The 20,753-nt window shown below is 72.4% G+C and carries 12 protein-coding genes; 9 read left to right on the top strand and 3 right to left on the bottom strand.

From position 1 onward, the window contains the following. Window positions 1–298: 298 nt before the first annotated feature. Window positions 299–4,033 carry an acyl-CoA dehydrogenase gene (locus tag ACH4DX_RS18970; protein WP_398155938.1) on the bottom strand — a complete coding sequence of 1,245 codons (3,735 nt, stop codon included), beginning with the start codon at window positions 4,031–4,033 and terminating at the stop codon, window positions 299–301. Between the two features lie 719 nt (window positions 4,034–4,752). Between ACH4DX_RS18970 and ACH4DX_RS18965 the strand changes: the two genes are divergently transcribed. The 9 genes from ACH4DX_RS18965 (at window position 4,753) to ACH4DX_RS18925 (ending at window position 18,277) form a co-directional block, all read left to right on the top strand. Next, entirely contained in the window at window positions 4,753–5,442 is a 690-nt protein-coding gene (locus tag ACH4DX_RS18965; RefSeq protein WP_398122438.1) for a ScbR family autoregulator-binding transcription factor, read from the top strand. A 1,170-nt stretch (window positions 5,443–6,612) separates the two neighbouring features. Then, on the top strand, window positions 6,613–7,749 hold the full coding sequence (locus ACH4DX_RS18960; RefSeq protein WP_398155937.1) for a cytochrome P450: 1,137 nt from the start codon (window positions 6,613–6,615) through the stop codon (window positions 7,747–7,749). Between the two features lie 662 nt (window positions 7,750–8,411). Then, on the top strand, window positions 8,412–8,648 hold the full coding sequence (locus tag ACH4DX_RS18955; protein ID WP_398122436.1) for an acyl-CoA carboxylase epsilon subunit: 237 nt from the start codon (window positions 8,412–8,414) through the stop codon (window positions 8,646–8,648). A 140-nt stretch (window positions 8,649–8,788) separates the two neighbouring features. Continuing rightward, the gene (locus tag ACH4DX_RS18950; protein WP_398155936.1) at window positions 8,789–10,384 is read left to right on the top strand and encodes an acyl-CoA carboxylase subunit beta; all 1,596 of its coding nucleotides are present in this window, start codon (window positions 8,789–8,791) and stop codon (window positions 10,382–10,384) included. Between the two features lie 484 nt (window positions 10,385–10,868). Beyond that, window positions 10,869–11,555, top strand: a complete 687-nt coding sequence (locus ACH4DX_RS18945) for a ScbR family autoregulator-binding transcription factor (protein WP_398155935.1) — start codon at window positions 10,869–10,871, stop codon at window positions 11,553–11,555. A gap of 354 nt (window positions 11,556–11,909) precedes the next feature. After that, window positions 11,910–12,830 (top strand): BTAD domain-containing putative transcriptional regulator, encoded by a 921-nt coding sequence (locus ACH4DX_RS18940; protein WP_398155934.1) that lies wholly within the window; start codon window positions 11,910–11,912, stop codon window positions 12,828–12,830. Between the two features lie 672 nt (window positions 12,831–13,502). Continuing rightward, window positions 13,503–14,324, top strand: coding sequence for a BTAD domain-containing putative transcriptional regulator (locus tag ACH4DX_RS18935; RefSeq protein ID WP_398123902.1), 822 nt, complete (start codon window positions 13,503–13,505; stop codon window positions 14,322–14,324). 265 nt (window positions 14,325–14,589) lie between these two features. After that, window positions 14,590–15,570 carry an SRPBCC family protein gene (locus ACH4DX_RS18930; protein WP_398155933.1) on the top strand — a complete coding sequence of 327 codons (981 nt, stop codon included), beginning with the start codon at window positions 14,590–14,592 and terminating at the stop codon, window positions 15,568–15,570. A gap of 445 nt (window positions 15,571–16,015) precedes the next feature. Continuing rightward, complete coding sequence (locus ACH4DX_RS18925) at window positions 16,016–18,277, top strand: condensation domain-containing protein (RefSeq protein WP_398155932.1); 2,262 nt, start codon at window positions 16,016–16,018, stop codon at window positions 18,275–18,277. 212 nt (window positions 18,278–18,489) lie between these two features. On the opposite strand, the gene ACH4DX_RS18920 is transcribed toward ACH4DX_RS18925, so the two are convergent. Then, the gene (locus ACH4DX_RS18920) at window positions 18,490–19,782 is read right to left on the bottom strand and encodes a BTAD domain-containing putative transcriptional regulator (protein ID WP_398155931.1); all 1,293 of its coding nucleotides are present in this window, start codon (window positions 19,780–19,782) and stop codon (window positions 18,490–18,492) included. A gap of 34 nt (window positions 19,783–19,816) precedes the next feature. Then, on the bottom strand, window positions 19,817–20,566 hold the full coding sequence (locus ACH4DX_RS18915) for a thioesterase II family protein (RefSeq protein WP_398155930.1): 750 nt from the start codon (window positions 20,564–20,566) through the stop codon (window positions 19,817–19,819). Between the last annotated feature and the right edge of the window lie 187 nt (window positions 20,567–20,753).

Raw genomic sequence — 20,753 nt, 5'->3', positions numbered from 1 at the left:
CTCGAAGGCCCTATCCACCTCTTCAATCTGTGGGGGTTGTTCGCTGCTGGCCCATTCGTTGTCTCGGCTTGGCTGTTGTTGTTGGTGGTTACGTGTTTGGTGGCCCTCAGGTGTGGGTGGGGGCTGCCGGGTGTTGTGGGTGCCGGTGCTGCGGTGCTGCGGTGCTGGTGTGGTGGTCGTGGCGTCCCTCGTGCGCCGCGGCCTGGTGGGGGTGGTTGCGGGGTTGCGGGGTGCGGGTTGTGGGTGGGTGGTGGTCTGTGTGTTGTGGCCTGTGGTGGATGCGGGTTGGTGGGTGGGGTTAGTGGGTGGTTTGTGTGGTGGGGGTGGGTGGGGTGATGCAGTGGGTGTTGTCGGTGAGGCAGTCGGGGTGGGTGCAGTGGTGGGTGGTGGTGTGGGTGGGGTTGTGGGTGGTGGTGGGTTGGGTGGTGTGGTGGTTGGTGGTGTGGAGGTAGTGGCGGTCGTAGCGGTGACCACTGCCACCTGCAACTGTGCCTGTGCTGCTGCTCATGCCGTCGTTGCTGCCTGTGCTTGTTCCTGTGTCGTGGTTGTTGTTGCCGTTGTTGGTTTGGCTGTGGCTGTCTGCTTCGTTGTTGTTGCGGTCGCTGCCGGGGCCGCGGTCGTTGTTGCCGGTGTCGCGGTCGCCGCTGCCGTAGCTGTTGTCGTTGTCTGTGCTGTTGTCGTTGCTCATGTCGTTGTCGTGGCTGGTGTTGGTGTTGGTGTTGGTGTTGTTGGGGTGGGTGTGGGTGGTGTGGGTGGGGATGTGGTGGGTGTAGTGGGGGTGGGTGAGGGGGATGTGGGTGAGGTATTGGGGTGGGGTGTGGAGGGCTTGGGTGAGTGTTTTGAGGTGGGGGGTGAGGGTGTTGAGGGTGTTGGTGAGGGCGGTGGGGAGGGTTTGGGTTTGGGTGTGGGTGAGTTGGTTGTGGGTGAGGAGGGTGGTGGTGTGGGGGGTGAGTTGGGTGTAGGTGTAGAGGCGGTAGAGGGTGGTGAGGAGGTGTTTGGTGGGGGGGTGGGTGGTGTTGTTGATGGTGGTGAGGAAGGCGTCGGCGGCGAGGCGGTGGGTGTGGGTGTGGGCCATGTCGAGGGCGTGGGTGCTGGCGTGGTTCCAGCGGTTGAGGGGGTTGCCGGGGGGTGCGTTGCGCAGGGCGGTGCGGGCGTTGTGCTGGTGGATGGTTTCGAGGGTGAGGAGGAGGTTGCGGAGGTGGTGGGGGTCGGTGATTTGTTGGTAGGGGGTTTGGGGGGTGTGGGGTTGGGTGGGTGGGGTGGGGGGTGGGGGTTGGTGGTTGAAGAGCATTTCGGAGGCGGCTTTGGTGGTGATGACGAGGTTGTCGCCTTCGGCGGTGATGCCGCCTTCGATGTTGAGTTGTTGTTCGAGGAGGTTGTTGTAGGGGAAGAGGCCTTGGGCGCCGCAGCGTTCGCGGGATTCGATGGCGATGGTGCGGCATTGCCAGGTGGTGATGGCTTTGGTGAGGGCGATCTGGCGTTCGATGGTGTCGCGTTGGTGGGGGGTGGTGTGGGGGTTTTGGGTGTGGTGGGTGTATTGGGTGAGGGTGGTGCGGTGCAGGAGGGTGAGGGCGTAGGTGGTGGCGAGGTGGGTGAGGAGGGGTTGGTGGTGGGTGCGGTGGGCGGTGAGGGGGATGCGCTGGTTTTTGTGGGGGCCGGCGATGTGGCGGTTGTGGGCGTAGGTGATGGCGGTGGTGAGGGCGGTGCGGGCCATGCCGAGGCAGGCGGCACTCATGCAGAGTTTGCCGAGGGTGACGCGGTTGAGGGTGCGCAGGAAGCGTTTGCGGGGGTTGCCGATGGTGGTGTGGTGGGTGCCGTGGGGGTCGAGGTGGCTGTGGGGGGCCTGGAGGAGTGCGGTGGGGGGGAGGGGGAGGTGGTGGAAGGAGGTGAGGCTGTGGTCGATGGTGGGGCCGGTGCGGGTGGGCAGGGTGTGGGTGGTGATGTGGGGGTGGGGGTGGTGGTGGCCTGTGAGGGGGACCAGGAAGAGGTGGACGCCGTGGTCGTGGCCGTGGGTGCGCAGGCGGGCGGCGACGAGGGCGGTTTTGGGGCCGCCGAGGGGGCTGGTGTTGGGCATGAATTTCTGGGCGCCGGGGTGGGGGGTGTGGAGGGTGAAGCCGCCGGTTTTGGGGTTGTAGTCGGCGGTGGTCTGGAGGTTGGCGGCGTCGTTGCCGTGTTCGAGTTCGGTGCAGAGAAACGTTCCTGTTTGTTCGAGGAGGAGGTAGGGGGTGAGGTCGCCGGGGTGGGGGGCCTGCCGGTCGTTCCGGTCGTTCTGGTGGCGGTCTTGGTCCCTGCGGATCCCCTCGCCTGCCTCGTAGCCGTCGTGCCGGCCGTATCCCTCGCGCGGGTCCTGGTCCCTGCGGTTCCCGTCGTGTCCCTCGTGTCCGTCGTGCCGGTCCTGGTCCCTGCGGTTCCCGTCGTATCCCTCGTGCCTGTCGTGCCGGTCCGTGCGGTTCCCGTCGTGTCCGTCGTGCTTGTCGTAGCCGTCGTGCCGGCCGCGTCCGTCGTACCGGTCGCGTTCGTCTATTCCGCCGTGTCCGTCGTGTCTGCCGGTTCCGCGGTCTCGGCGGTTCTGGCGGTCTTGGTTGTCTCTGCTGTTGTCGCCGCTGCCACCGTCGCTGCCGCTGCCGTCGCCGTCACTGCCCCCGCTGCCGCTGCCGCTGTTGGTGTTGGTGGTGGGGGTGTGGTCGAGGAGGGTGCCGAGGAAGAGGTTGTAGTGGATGCTGGCGAGGGAGGTGAGGCCGCCGTCGACGGGGCCGAGCCATTCGTGCATGGCGGCGAGGCGTTGGGGGTCTTGGGCGAGGGTGTGGGGGTGGGGGCCTGCGGTGTTGTTGACGTGGTGGAGGCGTTGGTAGGAGCGGGTGATCTGCTGGGTGGGGGTGAGGTTTGTCTGGGGGCGGAATTCGTTGGTGGAGATGAGGTTGCGCCAGGGGGTGTGGAGGCGGTCGAAGTCGTCGCCGTCGTAGAGGAGGCGGGTGAGTTCGTTGATGGTGGCGGTGGTTTCGGGGTCCTGGTCGAGGTCCCCGGCACCAGTCCCGTCCCCAACGTCGTCCCCAGCTCCGGCACCGGCACCGGCGCTGTCCCTGGTCCCGGACCCGACCCCGACCCCGTCCCCGGCCCCGGTCCCGACTCCGGCACTGGCTCCGGTCCTGGTCCCGTCCCCGGCACCGTCCCTAACGCTGTCCCCGGTCCCGGTCCTGGCGCTGTCCCCGGCCCCGGCACCGTCCCCGGCAGCGGCCCTAGCGCTGTACCCGGCACTGTCCCTAACGCTGGTCCCGGTCCCGGTCCCGGCACCCGCCCCGGCGCTGTCCCCGGTTCCGGCTTCGGCACTGGCCCCGACTCGGGCGCTGGCCCCGCTCCTGGTCCCGTCTCCGGTACCGGGCCTAGCGCTGTACCTGGTCCCGGTATCGATCCCGGCGCTGTCCCCAGTGCTGGTCCCGGCCTCGGCCCTGCCACTGGCGCTGTCCCGGCCACCGGCACTGTTCCCGTCGGCGGTGCCGGTGGCGGTAGTGCTGTCGTCTGTGGTGCCGTGGCCCGTGGTGTGGTGGCCTGTGGTGCCGTTATCGGTGGCGTTGCGGGCGGTGAGGTCTGAACTCGCGGCGCTCGTGCCTGCGTTGCCCGTGCCTGTGTTATCCGTACCTGTGTTGTCCGTGCCCGTGGTGCCGGTTTTTGCGGTGCTGGTTTCCGGGGTCTTCGTGGTGCTGGTTGACCCGGTGTGGTGAGCAGCCGTGGTGCCCGTGCCCGTGTTGGTAGTGCTGGTGGTGTCCGTGCCGGTGGTGCCCGTGTTGCCCGTGTTGCCCGTAGTGCCTGTGGTGCCCGTAGTGCTGGTGTTCTTTGTGCTGCTGCTGTTGGTGGTGTTGGTGGGTCCGGTTCCGGTTTCTGTGTCCGGGTCGTTGTCCGGGCTGTGCTGGGGGGTGTCCGCCGTGGTGGTGGGGCCGGTGTCCGGCCCGGGGGCGGTGGCGGGGGGAGCGGGGGTGTTCCGCTCTGCCGTCTCGAGGTTGTGCTGGGCGTGGTTCTTTACGGTCAGCAGGGTCATGGACCTCTCCCGTACGGACGCCGAGTCGATGAGGACGGTGCGACGGTGCGGAGACCAAAGATACGGACCCCCCGGTTTCTTGTAAAACGTTTCGGAGGGTCTTCTCGAAGCCGCGTCCCGTGGCAAAAGCGCATATTTCAGGGGTAGTTGACCCCGTGAAAGGCCGGCCGGGGCGGGTGGGGGCGGTACGGACGGGCCGGTGGTGCCGGGTATCCGTGATCGGGAATCGTTGCAAAACCGCTCGCCTGGTTTTATTATGGGGTGTGTTGACTCCTGTTCTCTGTCTCCGGGCGGGGGGCGGGGGCGGCGGACATGTATCACCGGCCCGTCTCCTGGCGGGCTGTCCGGTCCCGTGCAGGTGGTGGTGTCCGCTGTGGCGGTTCGGCCGCGGGGCGGCTGCGGGCAGGCGGAGTTCCGGCTCCGGCTCCGGCTCTGGCCGCGGTTCGCGCTGCGGCTCAGGCTGGGGCTTCGGTTGTGGCTGTCGTTCTGGCCGCGGTCGCGGGTCCGGCTGTGGCTGCGGGTTCGGTTGTGGCCGCGGTTTCGGGTTCGGTTGTGGCTGTGTTGGCGGTTGTGGTTCTGGCTCCGGCTGTGGTTTCGGTTGGGGTTGGGGTGGGGGGGTGTGTGGTGGTCTTGTGGTCTGTGTTCTGCCCTTTGGGTGGGGTGCGGGTTGTGGGGCTGCCCGTCCTGGTCCGTGCAGCGGGGGTTGCGGAGGTGCGCCTGTGGCGCGGCAAGAGAGAGCGATTCGTACGCGGAAGGCGATTCTCGCGGCGGCGGCCGAGGTCTTTGACGATGTGGGGTATGAGGCGGCGACGATCTCGGAGATCCTGAAGAGGTCGGGGCTGACCAAGGGCGCGCTGTATTTCCACTTCGCTTCGAAGGAGGAGCTGGCGCAGGGTGTGCTGGATGCGCAGGTGGGCGGGTTGCCTGCGGTGCCGGTGCATGAGCTGCATCTGCAGATGTCCATCGATGAGGCGGTGCTGCTTGCGCGGCTGCTGCAAAAGGGCACCGGGGATCCGATCGTGCAGGGCAGTATGCGTCTGACCGTGGAGCAGGGCGGGCCCAGGGATCTGCTGGACCGGCGGGTGCCGGTCGAGGGCTGGCTGGCGCACACCACCGAGCTGTTCGAGAAGGCGAAGGCGGCCGGGGAGATCCTGCCGCATGTCGATCTGGCGCGGGTGGTGAAGGTGTTCGTGGCGGCGTTCACCGGGGTGCAGGTCCTGTCGGGGATCCTGACGGGCCGTGAGGATCTGCAGGAGCGGGTGCTGGACTTCTACTCCTATCTGATGTCGGCGATCGCCTCCCCGGCGGTGCTGGCCCGCCTGGACTTCTCCCTGCAGCGCGGGGAGTGGGTGTATGAGGAGGCGATGAGACGGCACCAGGAACAGGAGGACACCGTCCCCCTGCCCTGACCCCACCCCTGACCCCACCCCTGGCCACGGCCACGGTCACGGTTGCGGCTTGGTCCCGGGTCCGGCCACGGCCGTGGCCCGGTCCTGGCTCCGGCCGAGGCCTGACTTGGGCCGCCGGCTCGGTTTCGGCTTGAGCCACGGCCACGGCCACGGTTTCGGCCTGGTCCCGGGTCCGGTTATGCCGCAGCCTGGCCCCGGCCCACGCATCGGTCTGGGGCACGGCCCCGGCCGAGGCCTGGCGTCGGCTTGAGCCACGGCCCGGCCCGGCTCGGCGCTGGCCACGGCCCGGCCCCGGTACGGGCCACGGCCTGGTGCGGGGCTCGGCTCGGTGGGGCTTTGGCATGGTTCCTACTGGTCTGTTTCGGGCTGGGGTCCGTTCCTGCGGGCGGTGGCGGGTCAGGGTTTCCCCGGTTCGCGGGGCACGGTGCCAGGCGCATCCCTCCCCAGGGGGCCGTGCGGTGCGGGTTCTTGGGGGTGTGCGGGGCCGGGCCGGGGGGTTGGGGCTGGCTGGTGGCTGGTTCCGGTGCTTTCCTGATGTCGCCCGCGCAGCCGCGGGCAGCAAGTCCGGCCCCCAGCACGGTTCTTGACCCTCCGGGGGAGTGCGCGGCGCACCCCCCCCCGGGGGGAGGCGCGGTACCGCCGCAGCGTGCAGCGGGTGCATCGTGTCCGGTGCGGCACTGCCCGCGGCGGCACGGACACCGCGCCCGGCCCATGCCCGGCCCCGTGCCCGGCGCGTTCCCGGCCCGTGCCGGGTGCGTTCCCGGTCCGTACTGGGTGCGTGCCTGGTGCGTGCCCGGCGTGTGCCGGGTCCGTGCCCGGTCCGTGCCGGGTCCGGGTCCATGCCTGGCCCGTGCCGGGTCCGGGTCCGTGCCTGGCCCGTGCCGGGTCCGTGTCCGGCGTGTGCCGGGTGTGTGCCGGGTGTCCGGCGCAGTGCATGGCGCCTGGTGCGGGGTGTCGGGGTGTGGTGGCGGGTTCGTGCCGTCTTGTGCTGGACGGTTGTTGTGTGTCCTTCGGTCAGTGCTCAGTTCGTGTCCGGTGTCCGGTGTCCGGTGTGTGGTGTCGAGTGGATGGAGTGTGCTGATGGAGATGGCTGCGTGTCCGTATGCGCTGGATACCCGGGGGCGGCATCATGCCGGTCAGGCGGCGTGGTTGCGGGAGCAGGGGCCTGCGGTGTCGGTGCTGCTGCCGGGCGGGGTGCCGGCGTGGGCGGTGGTCAAGGCGCGTTACGTCAAGCAGTTGCTGGCTGATCCGCGGGTCTCGCGGGATCCGCGCCGGCACTGGCCGGAGTTCATCGAGGGCCGGATCACCGAGCAGTGGCCGCTGTACACGTGGGTGTACAACGAGAACATGCTCACCGCCTACGGGCCCGAGCACCGCAGGCTGCGCCGTCTTGCGGCGGGGGCGTTCACCGCGCGCCGCACCGCGGCCATGCGCCCGGGGGTGCAGCGGTGCGCGGCGGATCTGCTTGAGGGGCTTGCGGGGCTGGCGGCGGGGCAGGTGGTGGACCTGCGGGCCGCCTACGCCGATCTGCTGCCCACCCGTATCATCTGCGAGCTGTTCGGGGTGGCGCCCGCGGCGCGGGACGAGCTGTGCGCGATGGTGCACACCGTCTTCGACACCACCGCCGGTGCAGCGGAGATGAAAGCGGCCAACGAACGCGCCTTTGAGATGATGGCCGAGCTGGTCGCCCTCAAGCGGCGCACCCCGGGGCAGGACCTGACCAGCTCGCTGATCCAGGCCCGCGACCAGGGCGAGAAACTCAGCGAGCCCGAACTCCTTGGCACCCTGTATCTGCTGATCGCCGCCGGGCACGACACGGCCGCCACCCTGATCGTGAACGCGGCCGCGGCTCTGCTGGCCGACCCCGCCCAGCTGGACCACGTACGCCAGGGGCGGGCGCGGTGGGCCGATGTGGTCGCCGAGACCATGCGCACCCGCAACCCGGCCGCCTACCCGCCCATGCGTTTTGCCGTGGAGGACATCGAACTCGACGGCATCACCATCAGACAGGGCGAGGCCATCCTGGTCTCCTTCGCCGCGGCCGGCCTGGACCCTGCCGACGTCGGCCAGGACGCCGGCGTCTTCGACGTACGGCGCACCGACCGCGGTGAGGAACTGGGCTTCGGCTACGGCGTGCACCGCTGCCTGGGCGCCCCGCTGGCCCAGCTCGAAGGCGAAGTCGCCCTGTCCGCCCTGTTCGAACGCTTCCCCGACATCCGCCTGGCCCAGCCCGTGGACACTCTCGAACCGGTGGAATCCTTCATCGTCAACGGCTACGCCACCCTCCCCGTCACCCTCCACCCCTGACCCCACCCCCCCCGCACACACACCAGCCCCCGCCCCCCGACCCTCGTCCCCAGCCCCCGGGCCCACCCCCGCCCGCGCACACCCCCCAGGGGGCGGGGGAGAGGACAGGGCCAGGCAAGCACCCCGGGGGCAGGGCAGGGCCGCCCCCTGCACCCCCTGACGCACACAGCCCTGCGGCCACCCCCCGGCCGCAGGGCTGCCCCGCACCCCCCGGCCCCGGCCCCAGGCCGCCCCGCCTCACCCCCCGGCCACCGCTGCCGGATACGCGGAGCCACGCATCCCTCACCGGGGACGAAAGCGTCAACGGGCGCGGCTGCGAGGCGGATACGAGCACTTCTCGAGCCGCACGGGAGACCGTGATCGTTCAAGAGCCAAGAGCCAAGAGCCAAGAGCCAAGAGCCAAGAGCCAAGAGCCAAGAGCCAAGAGCCAAGAGCCAAGAGCCGACTGGGCCGAGAGCCAAGAGCCGACTGGGCCAAGGGCCGAGGGTCAAGGACCGGCTGGGCCGAGGGCCGAGCGGGCCGGGGTCCGTGTGGCGCTGGGCCGGGGCCGAGCGGGCCGGGAGCCGTATGGGCCCGGGCCCGGCGGGCCGGGGTCACGGGCCGGGGGCGAGGGCTGGCGGCCGAGGGGCCCGTGGGCCGGGCCGAGGGTGAGGGAGGCAGCGGTGGAGGATGTGGCGGGCGCGGACTGGATCCGTATCACGCGGGGCCAGGCCAGCGCGGAGGAGCTGGCGGCGGTGGTGGTGACGCTGCTGTCGCTGGCGGCCGCGGCGGGCGCGGGCGCGCACCCGGGCGGGGGGCAGGGCCGGGAATCGGTCAACACCGGTGCCCGTGTGCTGGGGCGCGGACGGTGGCACGCACCGGCCTACAGGGCCCCCGAGAGCTGGCAGCAGGCGTCCTGAGAGCGTTCTCGGGCGGGGGGTGGTGACCAGCCATCCCCCCACTCCATCCACGAAAACCGCACAGGCGGTTTGTTAGAATTCTGCTGGTGGTGTCCCGGGGGTACGCCCCCTTGAGGGCACGCGCAGGAAGGGGAAGGGCCATGACGACGGTGCTGGAGAGCGCCGCGCCTGACGCGCAGCCGGCTGCTGACGCGCGCGCGAGGGCGGTGGAGCTGGGCGCTGTGCGGGCACAGGCCCTCGCCGGACCGGGGGAGAGGGCGACCGAGGCGCAGCACGCCAAGGGCAAGCTGACGGCCCGTGAGCGGATCGGTCTGCTCCTGGACGAGGGGTCCTTCCAGGAGGTCGAGCAGCTGCGCAGGCACCGGGCGTCCGGGTTCGGCCTGGAGGCCAAGAGGCCCTACACCGACGGGGTCGTCACCGGCTGGGGCACCGTCGAGGGCCGTACGGTGTTCGTGTACGCGCACGACTTCCGGATCTTCGGCGGGGCGCTCGGGGAGGCCCACGCCACGAAGATCCACAAGATCATGGACATGGCCATCGCGGCCGGTGCGCCGCTGGTCTCCCTCAACGACGGCGCCGGCGCCCGCATCCAGGAGGGCGTCTCCGCGCTTGCCGGGTACGGGGGCATCTTCCAGCGCAACACCCGGGCTTCGGGTGTGATCCCGCAGATCAGCGTCATGCTGGGCCCGTGCGCGGGCGGCGCCGCCTACAGCCCCGCCCTGAGCGATTTCGTGTTCATGGTGCGGGAGACCTCGCAGATGTTCATCACCGGCCCCGACGTGGTCCGCGCGGTCACCGGCGAGGAGATCTCCCAGAACGGGCTCGGCGGCGCGGACGTGCACGCCGAGACCTCCGGGGTGTGCCACTTCGCCTACGACGACGAGGAGACCTGCCTGGCCGAGGTCCGCTACCTGCTGGGACTGCTGCCGCAGAACAACCAGCAGGCGCCCTGCCCGCTGCCCTGCACCGACCCGCCCGGCCGGAGAAGCGAGATCCTGCTCGACCTGGTTCCGGCCGATGGCAACCGCCCCTACGACATGACCAAGGTCATCGAGGAGCTCGTCGACGACGGCGACTATCTGGAGGTCCACGAGCGCTGGGCGCGCAACATCATCTGTGCTCTGGCCCGTCTGGACGGGCAGGTCGTGGGCATCGTCGCCAACCAGCCCCAGGCGCTGGCGGGGGTCCTGGACATCGAGGCCTCCGAGAAGGCGGCCCGCTTCGTGCAGATGTGCGACGCCTTCAACATCCCGATCGTCACCCTCCTGGATGTTCCCGGGTTCCTGCCGGGGGTCGACCAGGAACACGGCGGCATCATCCGCCACGGCGCGAAGCTCCTGTACGCCTACTGCAACGCCACCGTGCCCCGCATCTCCCTCATCCTGCGCAAGGCCTACGGCGGCGCCTACATCGTGATGGACAGCCAGTCCATCGGCGCCGACCTCACCTACGCCTGGCCCACCAACGAGATCGCCGTCATGGGCGCCGAAGGCGCGGCCAACGTCATCTTCCGCCGCCAGATCGCCGCCGCCCAGGACCCCGAGGCCATGCGGGCCCGCATGGTCAAGGAGTACAAGGCCGAGCTGATGCACCCCTACTACGCCGCCGAACGCGGTCTGGTCGACGACGTCATCGACCCCGCCGCCACCCGCGAAGTCCTCATCAAGTCCCTGGCCATGCTGCGCAACAAGCACGCCGACCTGCCCTCACGCAAACACGGAAACCCCCCGCAGTAGCGGCACCCCCCCCGCCCCGCCGCCCGAGAACCCCGCCCGCCACCCCCCGGCCGTCCCGGCCGCCCCCGCCGCCCCAAGACCCCCACAGCCCACACCCCGCAGTCCCCTACCGCCCACACCCCGAAGCCCCGTACCGCCCACACCCCGAAGCCCCGTACCGCCCAAGCCCCGAAGCCCCGCAGATCCCAAGTCCCGTACCGCCGAAGTCCCGCAGTCCCGGAGACCCTCTGTCCCGTACGGCCGAAGTCCCGCAGTGCCGCAGTGCCGTAGTCCCGTACGGCCGCAGTGCCGCAGCCCGAAGTCCCGTAGTCCCGTACGGGTCCCGTAGTCCCTCAGTCCCGTACGGGTCCCGAAGTCCCGTAGTGCCGAAGTTTTCGCAGTGTTGATCAGTCGCAGTGTCCACGGGGGAGTGGAGCAGGTCAGGGCATCCGGGCGGCGGCGTGCACGCCGCCGCGGTGCACCCCCCACGATCGGGAGAACCACCATGGTGCAGCAAGCGCGAGCCGCGCGCACACGACAGTTGCTGATGCGGGCGGCGGCCCAGACGTTCGCCGAGGAAGGCTTCGTCGCGGCCTCGCTCAGCACCATCAGCAGCCGGGCGGGGGTGAGCAGCGGCGCGCTGCACTTCCACTTCGAGAGCAAGCAGGTGCTGGCCCGTGCGGTGGAGGAGACCGCCGCCCGTGCCATCAGCCGTATCACCCGCCAGGCCGAGGCCAGTGACGTCAGCCTGTTGCAGCGCCTGGTGGATGCCACCCACGCGCTGATGCACAGCCTGGAGGCCGATGTCGTGGTGCGGGCCGGTTTCGAGCTGGCCGGCACCACCCCGCGCCGCAGCGAGGCCCTGGACCTGCGCGGCCAGTGGCAGCACTGGGTCGAACAGCTCCTTGTCGCCGCGGCCGCCAAGGGCGAACTCGCCGACGGCATCGGCCCCGAGGAGGCCTGCGCCGCCGTGCTTGCCGCCACCGTCGGCTTCGAGGTCCTGGGCAGTACCGACCCCAGATGGGTCGCCCGCTCCACCCTGCGCCACTACTGGGAATTCATGCTCCCGCGCCTGGCCCCCGAGGACACCCTGCCCGCCCTGGTGCCCTGCGGCACCGCCCCCGCCCCCGCTCCCGCCTGTCCCGGCGCGGGGGCCGTCTCCGTCTGTCCCCACCCCCAAGAAACCGACTGACCGGACTGTTATCCGCCCCCGGCGGGTACCGCACCCCGGCATCCGCACCCGGGTACGGCCCCGCCCCCGCACCCCGCCCTCCCGCCGCGCCGCGCCCGCCCGGACGCCAAGGACCAGGCCCCAGCGGCCCGTTGCGCACCTCTGTGACCTGCACACCAACCCCGCACGGCGGGACAGCGGCGCGGGATGCGCGGGGCGGTTGCAGGCCCGATCCGGCCAAAAAATAGAAACCATCCATGCGGTTTCATATTGACAAACCGCCTGGACTGTTTTTGAATCGTTGGGTAGGGGGACCGCCCCCGGGCAGGGGGACAGCCCCCGGCGCGGCAGCATCCACGGGACAGGGGAAACGCTGTGGACATCAACGTACTGGGCGCACTGGCGATACAGGAGCGCGGAGTCTCCGTCACGCCCAGCGCCCCCAAGCCCCGTCAGGTGCTTGCGCTGCTGGCGCTGCATGCCGACCGCGTGGTTCCCGTCTCGGCGCTGATGGAGGAGCTGTGGGGCACCACCCCGCCGCGCAGCGCCCGCACCACCTTGCAGACCTATGTGCTGCAACTGCGCGAACTCATCGCCGCCGCCCTGCGCGCCGGCCCCGCCCACGACACCGGACCCGCCCACGACACCGGTACGGGCCACGGCACCGCAGCGGGCTATGACACCGCAGCGGGATACGAGGCCGGTGACGGTGGCGGGCGGGGGCGGCGCTCGGCCAAGGACGTGCTGGTGACCACGCCGGGCGGCTATCTGCTGGCCGGGGGCCAGGGGGACAACGACGCCCGGGAGTTCGAGCGTCTCGCGGGGATGGGCTACCGGGCCATGGACGGCTCGGACTACGCGGGAGCCGCCCGGCAGCTGCGCCAGGCGCTGGCACTGTGGAGCGGGGACGCGCTGGCCGATGTCCCGGCCGGGTCCCAGCTGAAGGTGGAGATCCGGCGTCTGCACGAGAGCCGCCTGTGCGCCCTGGACCAGCGGATCGAGGCCGACTTGCGCCTGGGGCGCCACCGCGAGCTGCTCGCCGAGCTCACCGTCCTGGTCAACCGCCACCGTACGCACGAGAACCTGCACGCCCAGTTCATGCTGGCCCTGCACCGCTCGGGGCGCAGGGGCGAGGCCCTGGACGTCTACCAGCGGCTGCGCGCCACCCTGGTGCGCGAACTCGGCCTGGAGCCCTCGGCGGGCCTGCGCCGGATGCAGCGCTCGATCCTGCTGGCCGGCCCCGAGACCGCCGCCGCGGCCGAGCCCGCCCGGCCCCGCCTCACCCCCGTCAGCTGACCCGCCCGCCCCCTCGGGGTGCGCCGCCCTCCCGGGCCGCCCGCGCAGGACACCCCGCGCCGACACCGGCCCGGACACCCCGGGCCAGACAGGCCCGGGCACCCCGCAGCCGCGCCCGGCCCGGTCACCCCGCGGCCAGGGACGGCCCGGACACCCCGGGACGCTTCCCCGCACACCCCGGGACCCGCACCGCACCCGGAACCCCGCCCCGGGGCCACACCCCGCCAGGCGGCCCCGCACCCCGGCGGCATGCAACGGCCCGGGGGGCGTGCGGGGAGTGCGGCAACTGGCTGCCGGGCGGCCCGGGTGCTTTCGCGCAGGCCCGCCCGCCACCGGGTTGCCACCCACCGGGACGGGCGCAGGCAGGGGCGGCCGGTGATCGGCGTCACCCGCCGCCCCCTCAACTTCTTTGCCGCCGAAAAGCTTTGCTGCCGAAGATTATCGCGGAAAATGTGCGGGCCCGGCCCCGCTCCCGCCCCCGCCGGCCCGCACGGGCCGGCAAAAAAAAGGGGGGCGGGGCGGGGAGGAGAGGGCCGGGGAATATGTTGCTTTCACCTTGTCTCAAGGACGGCTCGAGAAGCGTCAAGGGCCCCGGGGGCTTTGGCTAATGTGCTCGCGGTGATGGCATCAGCCACTGAGAGGAACTCGACGAAGTACGAAAGGACAATTCCCGTGGAGATTCAGGTCCTGGGGCCGCTGAGCGCCAGTGTCAACGGGGGGTCGATCGTCCCGACGGCGGCGAAACCGCGGCAGATCCTGTCCCTGCTCGCCCTCTCCCCGGGACGGCTGGTACCCGTCCCGATCCTGATGGAGGAGATCTGGGGCATGGAGCCGCCCCAGAGCGCGCTGACCACGCTGCAGACCTACATCCTGCAGTTACGCCGCCGCCTTGGCACCGCGATGGGCCCCGACGCACCCGGCAGCGCCAAGGACGTCCTGGCCACCCGGCACGGCGGCTACCTGATGCAGATCGCACCCGAGAGCGTGGACGTCCACCAGTACGAACACCTCATCGTCCAGGGCCGCGGCGCCTTCGAGGCCGGTGACGACGGTGCCTCTGCCGAGCACTTCCGCCAGGCCCTTGCCCTGTGGCGCGGACCCACCCTGGTGGACGTACGCACCGGCCCCATCCTGGAGATCGAGGTGATGCGCCTGGAGGAGAGCCGCCTTGGCACCCTGGAACGGCGCATCGACGCCGACCTGCGCCTTGGCCGGCACTCCGAACTCATCGCCGAACTCACCGAACTGACCGCCCGCTACCCCCAGCACGAAGGCCTGCACTCCCAGGCCATGGTGGCCCTGTACCGCTCGGGCCGGCAGGCCTCGGCCCTGGACATCTACCGCAGGCTGCGCGCCCGCCTCATCGACGAGCTCGGCGTGGAGCCCTCACCCCAGATGCAGCGCCTGCACCAGGCCATGCTGGCCGTCGACCCGCAGCTGGACGTCGCCGCAGGACCCCGCCGCGGCTCCACCTTCGACCTCTACGCCGCCTGAGAATCCCCCCGCCCCCCGCCCCCCCCTTTTATTTTCCGGCCGGGGCGCGGGCGGCCGGGCACAACCACCCCCAAGAGGACCCAGGCGGCCGGCTCCAGGCGGGCTCCACCACCGCTTGAGCACCCTGGACGACAGTGGGCCCACTGCTGAGCCCCTGACCAAGGGCTGCCCATGACCGCTGCCGATCCCGTTGGCCTGCCGGCCCCCGCGCCCGCACCACCGCAGCCACAAGCGGCGCCCTTTTTCTCGAAAGAAGGTGGTGCCGGTGCCGGACGAGCGTGTTCACCGGGTCTCGCACGCGGTCGAGGTGGAGGCCCCCGCGGGAGTCGTCTACGGGCTGATCGCCGACGCGGTGCAGTGGCCGCTGTACTTTCCCGCCAACGTCCACGTCGAACGCCTGGACTACGACGGAGTACACGAACGTCTGCGCATGTGGGTGGTCGCCGACAACCAGGTCAAGTCCTGGACCTCCAGGCGGGTGCAGAACCCCGCCCGGCGCACCGTCACCTACCAGCAGGAGCAGCTGATGCACCCCGCCGCCTCCATGGGCGGCACCTGGTCGGTCACCGAACTGGGCCCCCGGCGCAGCCGGCTGGCCATCGACCACGCCTTCAGCGCCGTGGACGACCGGCCCGACCACCTGGCCTGGCTGGAACGGGCCACCCGCGCCAACGCCCGCGCCGACCTCGACAGCCTCCAGGACATCGCCCGCCGCTTCCTGCGCCTTCCCGAACTGGTCCTCTCCTTCGAGGAGAGCACGCGCGTCCAGGGACCCGCCGAACTCGTCTACGGCTTCCTGTACGAGGCGGCCGACTGGAGCGCGCAGGTCCCGCACATCACCCGCGTGGACCTGGACGAGACCCAGGCCGGCATCCAGAAGATCACCATGGGGGTGCGCGGCGGGGACGGCAGCGAGCAGGACGTCGAATCGGTACGGGTGTGCTTCCCGCACGCCGGCCGCATCGTGTTCAAGGAGGTCCGGCCCCGCGGCCCGCTGGCCGCGCACTGCGGCGAGTGGCTGGTGGACCCCGACGAGAGCGGGGTGACCGTGGTGGCCCGCCACCACGTCGTCCTGGCCGAGGACGCCCTCCAGCGCACCCGCCCGGCTGCCGGCGGGCTCTCCTCGGGGCTGAGCCGGGCCCGGCGCCAGATACGCGCCCGCCTCGGCCACGACAGCCGCATCCTGATGGAACTGGCCCGCGAACACGCCGAGACGGCCGTCCACCACCTCACCACCCCCCGCTGACCCGCCCCCAGCACCCCCGGCACCCCCCCGGCGCACTCCCGCACCCCCCGGGCCGCCCGTGGCCGCCCGGGGGGTGCCCGGACGCACCCGGCCGGACCGCCCCCGCCCCCCCGCCGCACTGCCGTCCCCCCTCGGCGCCCCCCGGGCGGATTGCCGTCCGCAGCCCGTGCTTTGCCGTCCGCCTTGCGGAGGCTGTCCGTATCCGGGCTGTTTCCCCCGCGGCGGATGTGTCCCGCGGGCTTGCGGGCGGGCCGGTGGGGGGTGTCGGGTGGCCCGAGGGGCGGCAGGCCGGGCTGTGCCGCTGACGTTCGTGTCAGCGCCACGTCAGGGTGATGTGGGGCCGGGGGGCCATGCTCGATCTCTGCGCTCGCAGGAGAGGAGGACGGGGCCGGCCGCCGTCGCGCAGCCGCGGCACCCGCGGTGACACGCCGGCCCCGCAGAGCCGATGACCGACGGACGCAACCAGGCGCACGGGCCGCTGACCGCCGTGCTCGACGCGGGCGCGCTCATGCTCGATGCCCCCTCCACACTGGAACTGCGCGGTCCCTTGGACCCCGCGCTGCTGGAGGCGGCACTGGCCCATGTCGCCGCCGACCAGCCGGCGTTGCGTGAGGAGCGGCCGCACATCCTGCGCCACGGCCCCGCCCACCACACCCTCGAGCTCACCGGCCTGTACCCCCTGGGGATCCTCGCCGACCTGCTCACCGCCGCCCCCCACCACAACGACCACCCCCACGACAGCGACAGCCACCGTGACCGCGGCCACGGCAGCCACGGCGACAGCCACGGCGGCAGCGACGGGGGCAGCGACGGGGGCAGTGGCCCTGCGGGCAGCTCTGCCGGGAGGAAGAGCCCCGGCGCCGGGGAAGGGAGCGGGGGGTGGCCGCGGCTGCCGCAGGTGCTGGAGGCCACCGACCTCCAGCAGGAACTGCTCGCCGACATCGCCGCCCACCCCGAGCACCAGGTGGCGCAGCTGTGCTGGCGCTGGCACGGGCCGCTGGACACCGCCCGGTTCAGGGCCGCCTGGCAGTCGGTCTTCGACCGGGAGGCGGTGCTGCGGGCGGCGTTCGTCTTCGACCCCGCACCCCGGGTGGCCCTGCACGCCCATGCCCGCGCCACCGTGACCCGCTACGCCCACCACCGGCTGACCCGCCAGGCCCTGATGGAACAAGAACGCCGGCGCGGGTTCGACCCGGCCCGGCCCGGGATGCTGCGCGCGGCCCTGCTGGAAGGCGCCCCGCCCGACCCCGCGGCCGCACCGGCACCGGCACCGGCACCGGGACGGGAACAGGCGCAGGCGGCACCGACCTTCGTGCTGCTGACCTACCACCGCGGCCTGCTGGACGCATGGAGCGTACGGATCCTGGTACAGGAGTTCTACCGCGCCTACCTGGCAGGCGGCTCCCTGCCGGGCGCCGAGCGCCGACCGGACCTGCGTGATTACCGGCGCTGGCTCAACGAGCAGGACCCCCGCGCCGCCCGTGACCTGCTGACCCGCCAGGCCGGCCCCGCCTCCCCCCTGCCCCGGGCGCGGCCCGGCGCGGTGACCGGACACAGCGGGATTGGCCGCACCCGGGCCCGCCTCACCCGCGCCGAGGCCGCCCGCCTGACCACCTGGGCGGCCCGCCACGGCGCCTCGGAGAGCAACGCGCTGCAAGCGGTGTGGGCGATGCTGCTGCACCTGGCCGGCCGGCACAGCGGCGCGGCGCCGGTCGGTTTCCACGTCACCGTCTCCGGGCGCGGCATCCCCATGGAAGGCATCACCCGCCTGCCCGGCCCGCTGGAGAGCCCGCTGCCGGTGACCCTGCACGTCGACCCCGGCGCCCCCGTCACCGCCCTGCTCCAGCAGGCCCGCGACCAGATCCTGGACCTGAGCGCCTACGAATGGCTCACCGCCGGCCGCATCCGGGAGTGGACCACCGCCCCGGCCCCCCAGACACTGCTGTCCTTCGCCCACACCCACCGCCCCGCCGAAGAGATCACCCTGGCCCTTGCCGCCCGCAGCATCCACGTCGAGGAACCCGAACCGGCCGGCGAGCACAGCGCCCACCCCATCGGCGTGCTGGCCCACCGCGACAGCGCGGGCTGCCTGGTACTGACCGCCGTCCACGACCGCGCCCGGCTGCCCGACGACACCGCCGCCGCCCTGCTGGCCCGCAGCGCCCGGCTGCTGCGCCAACTGCCCCTGATCGCGGGGGAGAACACCACCATCACCCAGGCCCTGGCCGGCCTGGGCAGCACCGCGGACACCCCCGCGGCCCTGCTGTACGACCCGCCCGCCGCCGCGGCCCCCGGCCTGGTGCACCTGCGCCCGCCCCGGCAGGACGGCGCCGGCACCGTCTGCCTGATCGCCGCACCCGGCGCCCCCCACACCTGCCACCAGGCCCTGGCACGCCACTACCCCGGCCCGCAGGCCCTGATGGCCCTGCACCCCGACGCGGCCCGCGTCCCCCACTGCCTGCCCCTGCTCGCCCCCCACCTGCACGCACACGCCCCCCTGGTCCTCGGCGCCTTCTCCGGCGCCGGCGCCCTGGCCTACGAACTGGCCCGCCACCTGGCCGCCCACTGCGGCCGCGCCCCCCTGGTCGTCCTCGGCACCGCCCAGAGCGGTGCCGAGGGCCCCGGCACGAACAGCTGCTGCGAGAGCGCCGGACGCGGCCTGGCCCACGCCATCGCCGCCGCGACCGCCGCCCGCCACACCCCCTGAACACCCCCCGGCCCCGGGGGGCCTGGTGATGTTCGAGCGCCGCTCAGGCGGCAGGCACCAGGGTGGGTCGGGCCGGGACACGGCAGGCCTCCCCCGTGCCTGCCCACCGCCGGACACCTGTCCGCCGGTCCCGGTCCGCGGCGGTCTTGCCGGGTCGTACCCCGTCCCCGGCAAGACCGCCGCACACCCCCCGCCCCGCCCCCCCTTCTGCGCTACGGCACCGGCACCGGCGCGGGCACCACCACCGCCGCCACCGCCGCCGCCGGGGCGGGGGCGGGCTGGCCGACGGCGGCTGCCAGGGCCTCGAAACGGCGCTGCAACTGGCGCTGCTGGACCCGCAGGCCCTCGATGCGGTGGTGCAGGCGCGCGATCTCACTGCCCAGACTCTGCACCGTCTCACCCGCCCCCACCCCCGCCCCCACATCCGTATCCATAACCCCGGATACACCCGCACCCGCACCCGCGCCTGTACCTGTACCTGTACTGACAGCCGTACCCGTACTCACAGCCGTACCTGTACTCGTACCTGTACTGGTGCTGGTGCTGGTGCTGGTGCTGGTGTGCAGGATCAGGCCCTGGCCCGCCGGAGCGGCCGCGGCGAGGGTGTACGCCTGGACGGCGGCGGAGGCGGCGGCGGGGGAGAGGACGGGGGTGGGGGCGCTCAGGGCGGTGTCGTGGCGCAGGATGGCTTCCATGCGTGCGCGCAGGGCCGGGCCGGGTTCCACGCCCAGTTCGTTCACCAGGCGTCTGCGGGCCCGCTCGTAGACGCGCAGGGCCTCCGCCTGGCGCCCGCACCGGTAGAGCGCGAGCATTAGCTGGTCGTAGAAACGTTCCCGCATGGGGTGATCGCCGGTGAGTTCCTCGAGTTCGCCGATGATCTCACCGTGGCGTCCGGCGCGCAGAGAGCTCTCGTGCAGCAGTTCCAGGGCGGCCAGGCGGTGTTCTTCCAGGCGGGTGGCCTCGGCGGCGCAGATGTCGCCGCCGAGGCTGCCCTCCAGGGCGGGGCCGCGCCACAGCGTCAGGGCGGCGCGCAGGAGTTCGGCGGCGCGGGCGGGATCGTGCGCGGCGAGCCGGCGGCCCTTGGCGGTCAGCTGCTGGAAGCGGCCGGCGTCGGTGCCGGCCGGGCCCAGGCGCAGGACGTAGCCCGGCGGGCAGGTCCAGATACCCGCACCCGCCCCCGCCCCGGCACCTGCGCCTGCGCCCGTCCCGGCACTCGCCCCGGCACCCGCGCCTGCGCCTGTGCCCGTGCCTGCGGGCCCCGTCGTAGGGGCGGGGGCGGGCAGGAGGCGGCGCAGGCGGGCGACGTGGGCTTGCAGGGCGTTGGCGGCGCCTGCCGGGGGGTGCTCGCCCCACAGTTCGTCGATGAGGCGGGCCACCGACACGTGGTGGCCGGCCATGGCCACCAGGGCGCCGAGCAGGGCCCGTTGTTTGGCGCCCGCGGGAAGGATTCGCCGGCCGGTGCGCTCCTCGCCTATCTCCACGGGGCCAAGAATGCGGAACTGCATGGGTTCCTCCCCCTCGTACCGGCGCGGGGGCCGGTCAGTTGGGTGCCGCCGCCGTGCGGGCCGCGGCGAGCGCCGCGCCCACGTCCGCCACCACGCGCGTGAGCAGCGCGGCGGGGTCGTCCTGGAAGTAGAAGTGGCCGCCCCGCAGCAGGCGCACCCCCATGAAGCGGTGGGTGAGGTGCTGCCAGGCGGCCAGCGCGGCGGGCTCGACGGTGGCATCGCTGCGCCCGCCGTAGGCGGACACCGCCACCGGCAGCCGCACGGCGGCCGGCCCGGTGGTGTAGGAGTCGACCAGGCGCAGGTCGGTGCGCAGCAGCGGGGCCAGGCGGGCCCACATCTGGGGGGAGTCGAAGACCTCCGCGGGGGTGCCGCCCAAAGCTTTGAGGTGGGCTTGCAGTTCGGCCTCGCCCGCGGGGTGGCGCTGCCCGGGCGCACCGTGCGCCCGGGGCGCGCCGCGGGCGGAAAGGCCCAGCCACAGCGGCAGCGCGGCGCCCCGGGCGGCCAGCTGGCGGGTCATCTCATAGGCCACGACGGCGCCCATGCTGTGGCCGAAGAACGCGAACGCCCCGCTGCGCTGGGGCGCGGTGCGCTCCAGCAGGAAACCGGCGAGCCGGCCGGCGTCGTCCAGCGGTTCCATGTCCAGCAGCCGCCCGTGTCCGGGGGCGTCCAGCAGGTGCACTTGCCAGTGCCGGGGCAGCAGCCGCGGCCAGTGCCGGAAGGTCAGGTGCGAGCCGCCCGCGTGGTGCAGGACGAACAGGCGCACCGGGACGGGGGTGGTGCTCATGTCCGTGGGCATCGCTCTCCCTTGGCCCAGCCGGCCCCGCCCGCCCCCCGGCAGCCGCTGCACCAGCCCCCCGGGGATGGTGCCCCCGGGGGCGGCTGGAGTGGTGCCGGCGGTGTGCGGGGGCGGCGGTGCCCGGCTGCTCGGCAACCCTTGCTGCACACACACTGATGAATTCCAGACGATAGAC

It is taken from the genome of Streptomyces sp. NPDC017940 (assembly GCF_044328435.1).
Taxonomy (GTDB): Bacteria; Actinomycetota; Actinomycetes; order Streptomycetales; family Streptomycetaceae; genus Streptomyces.
This window is presented reverse-complemented; position numbering and strand designations above follow the sequence as displayed.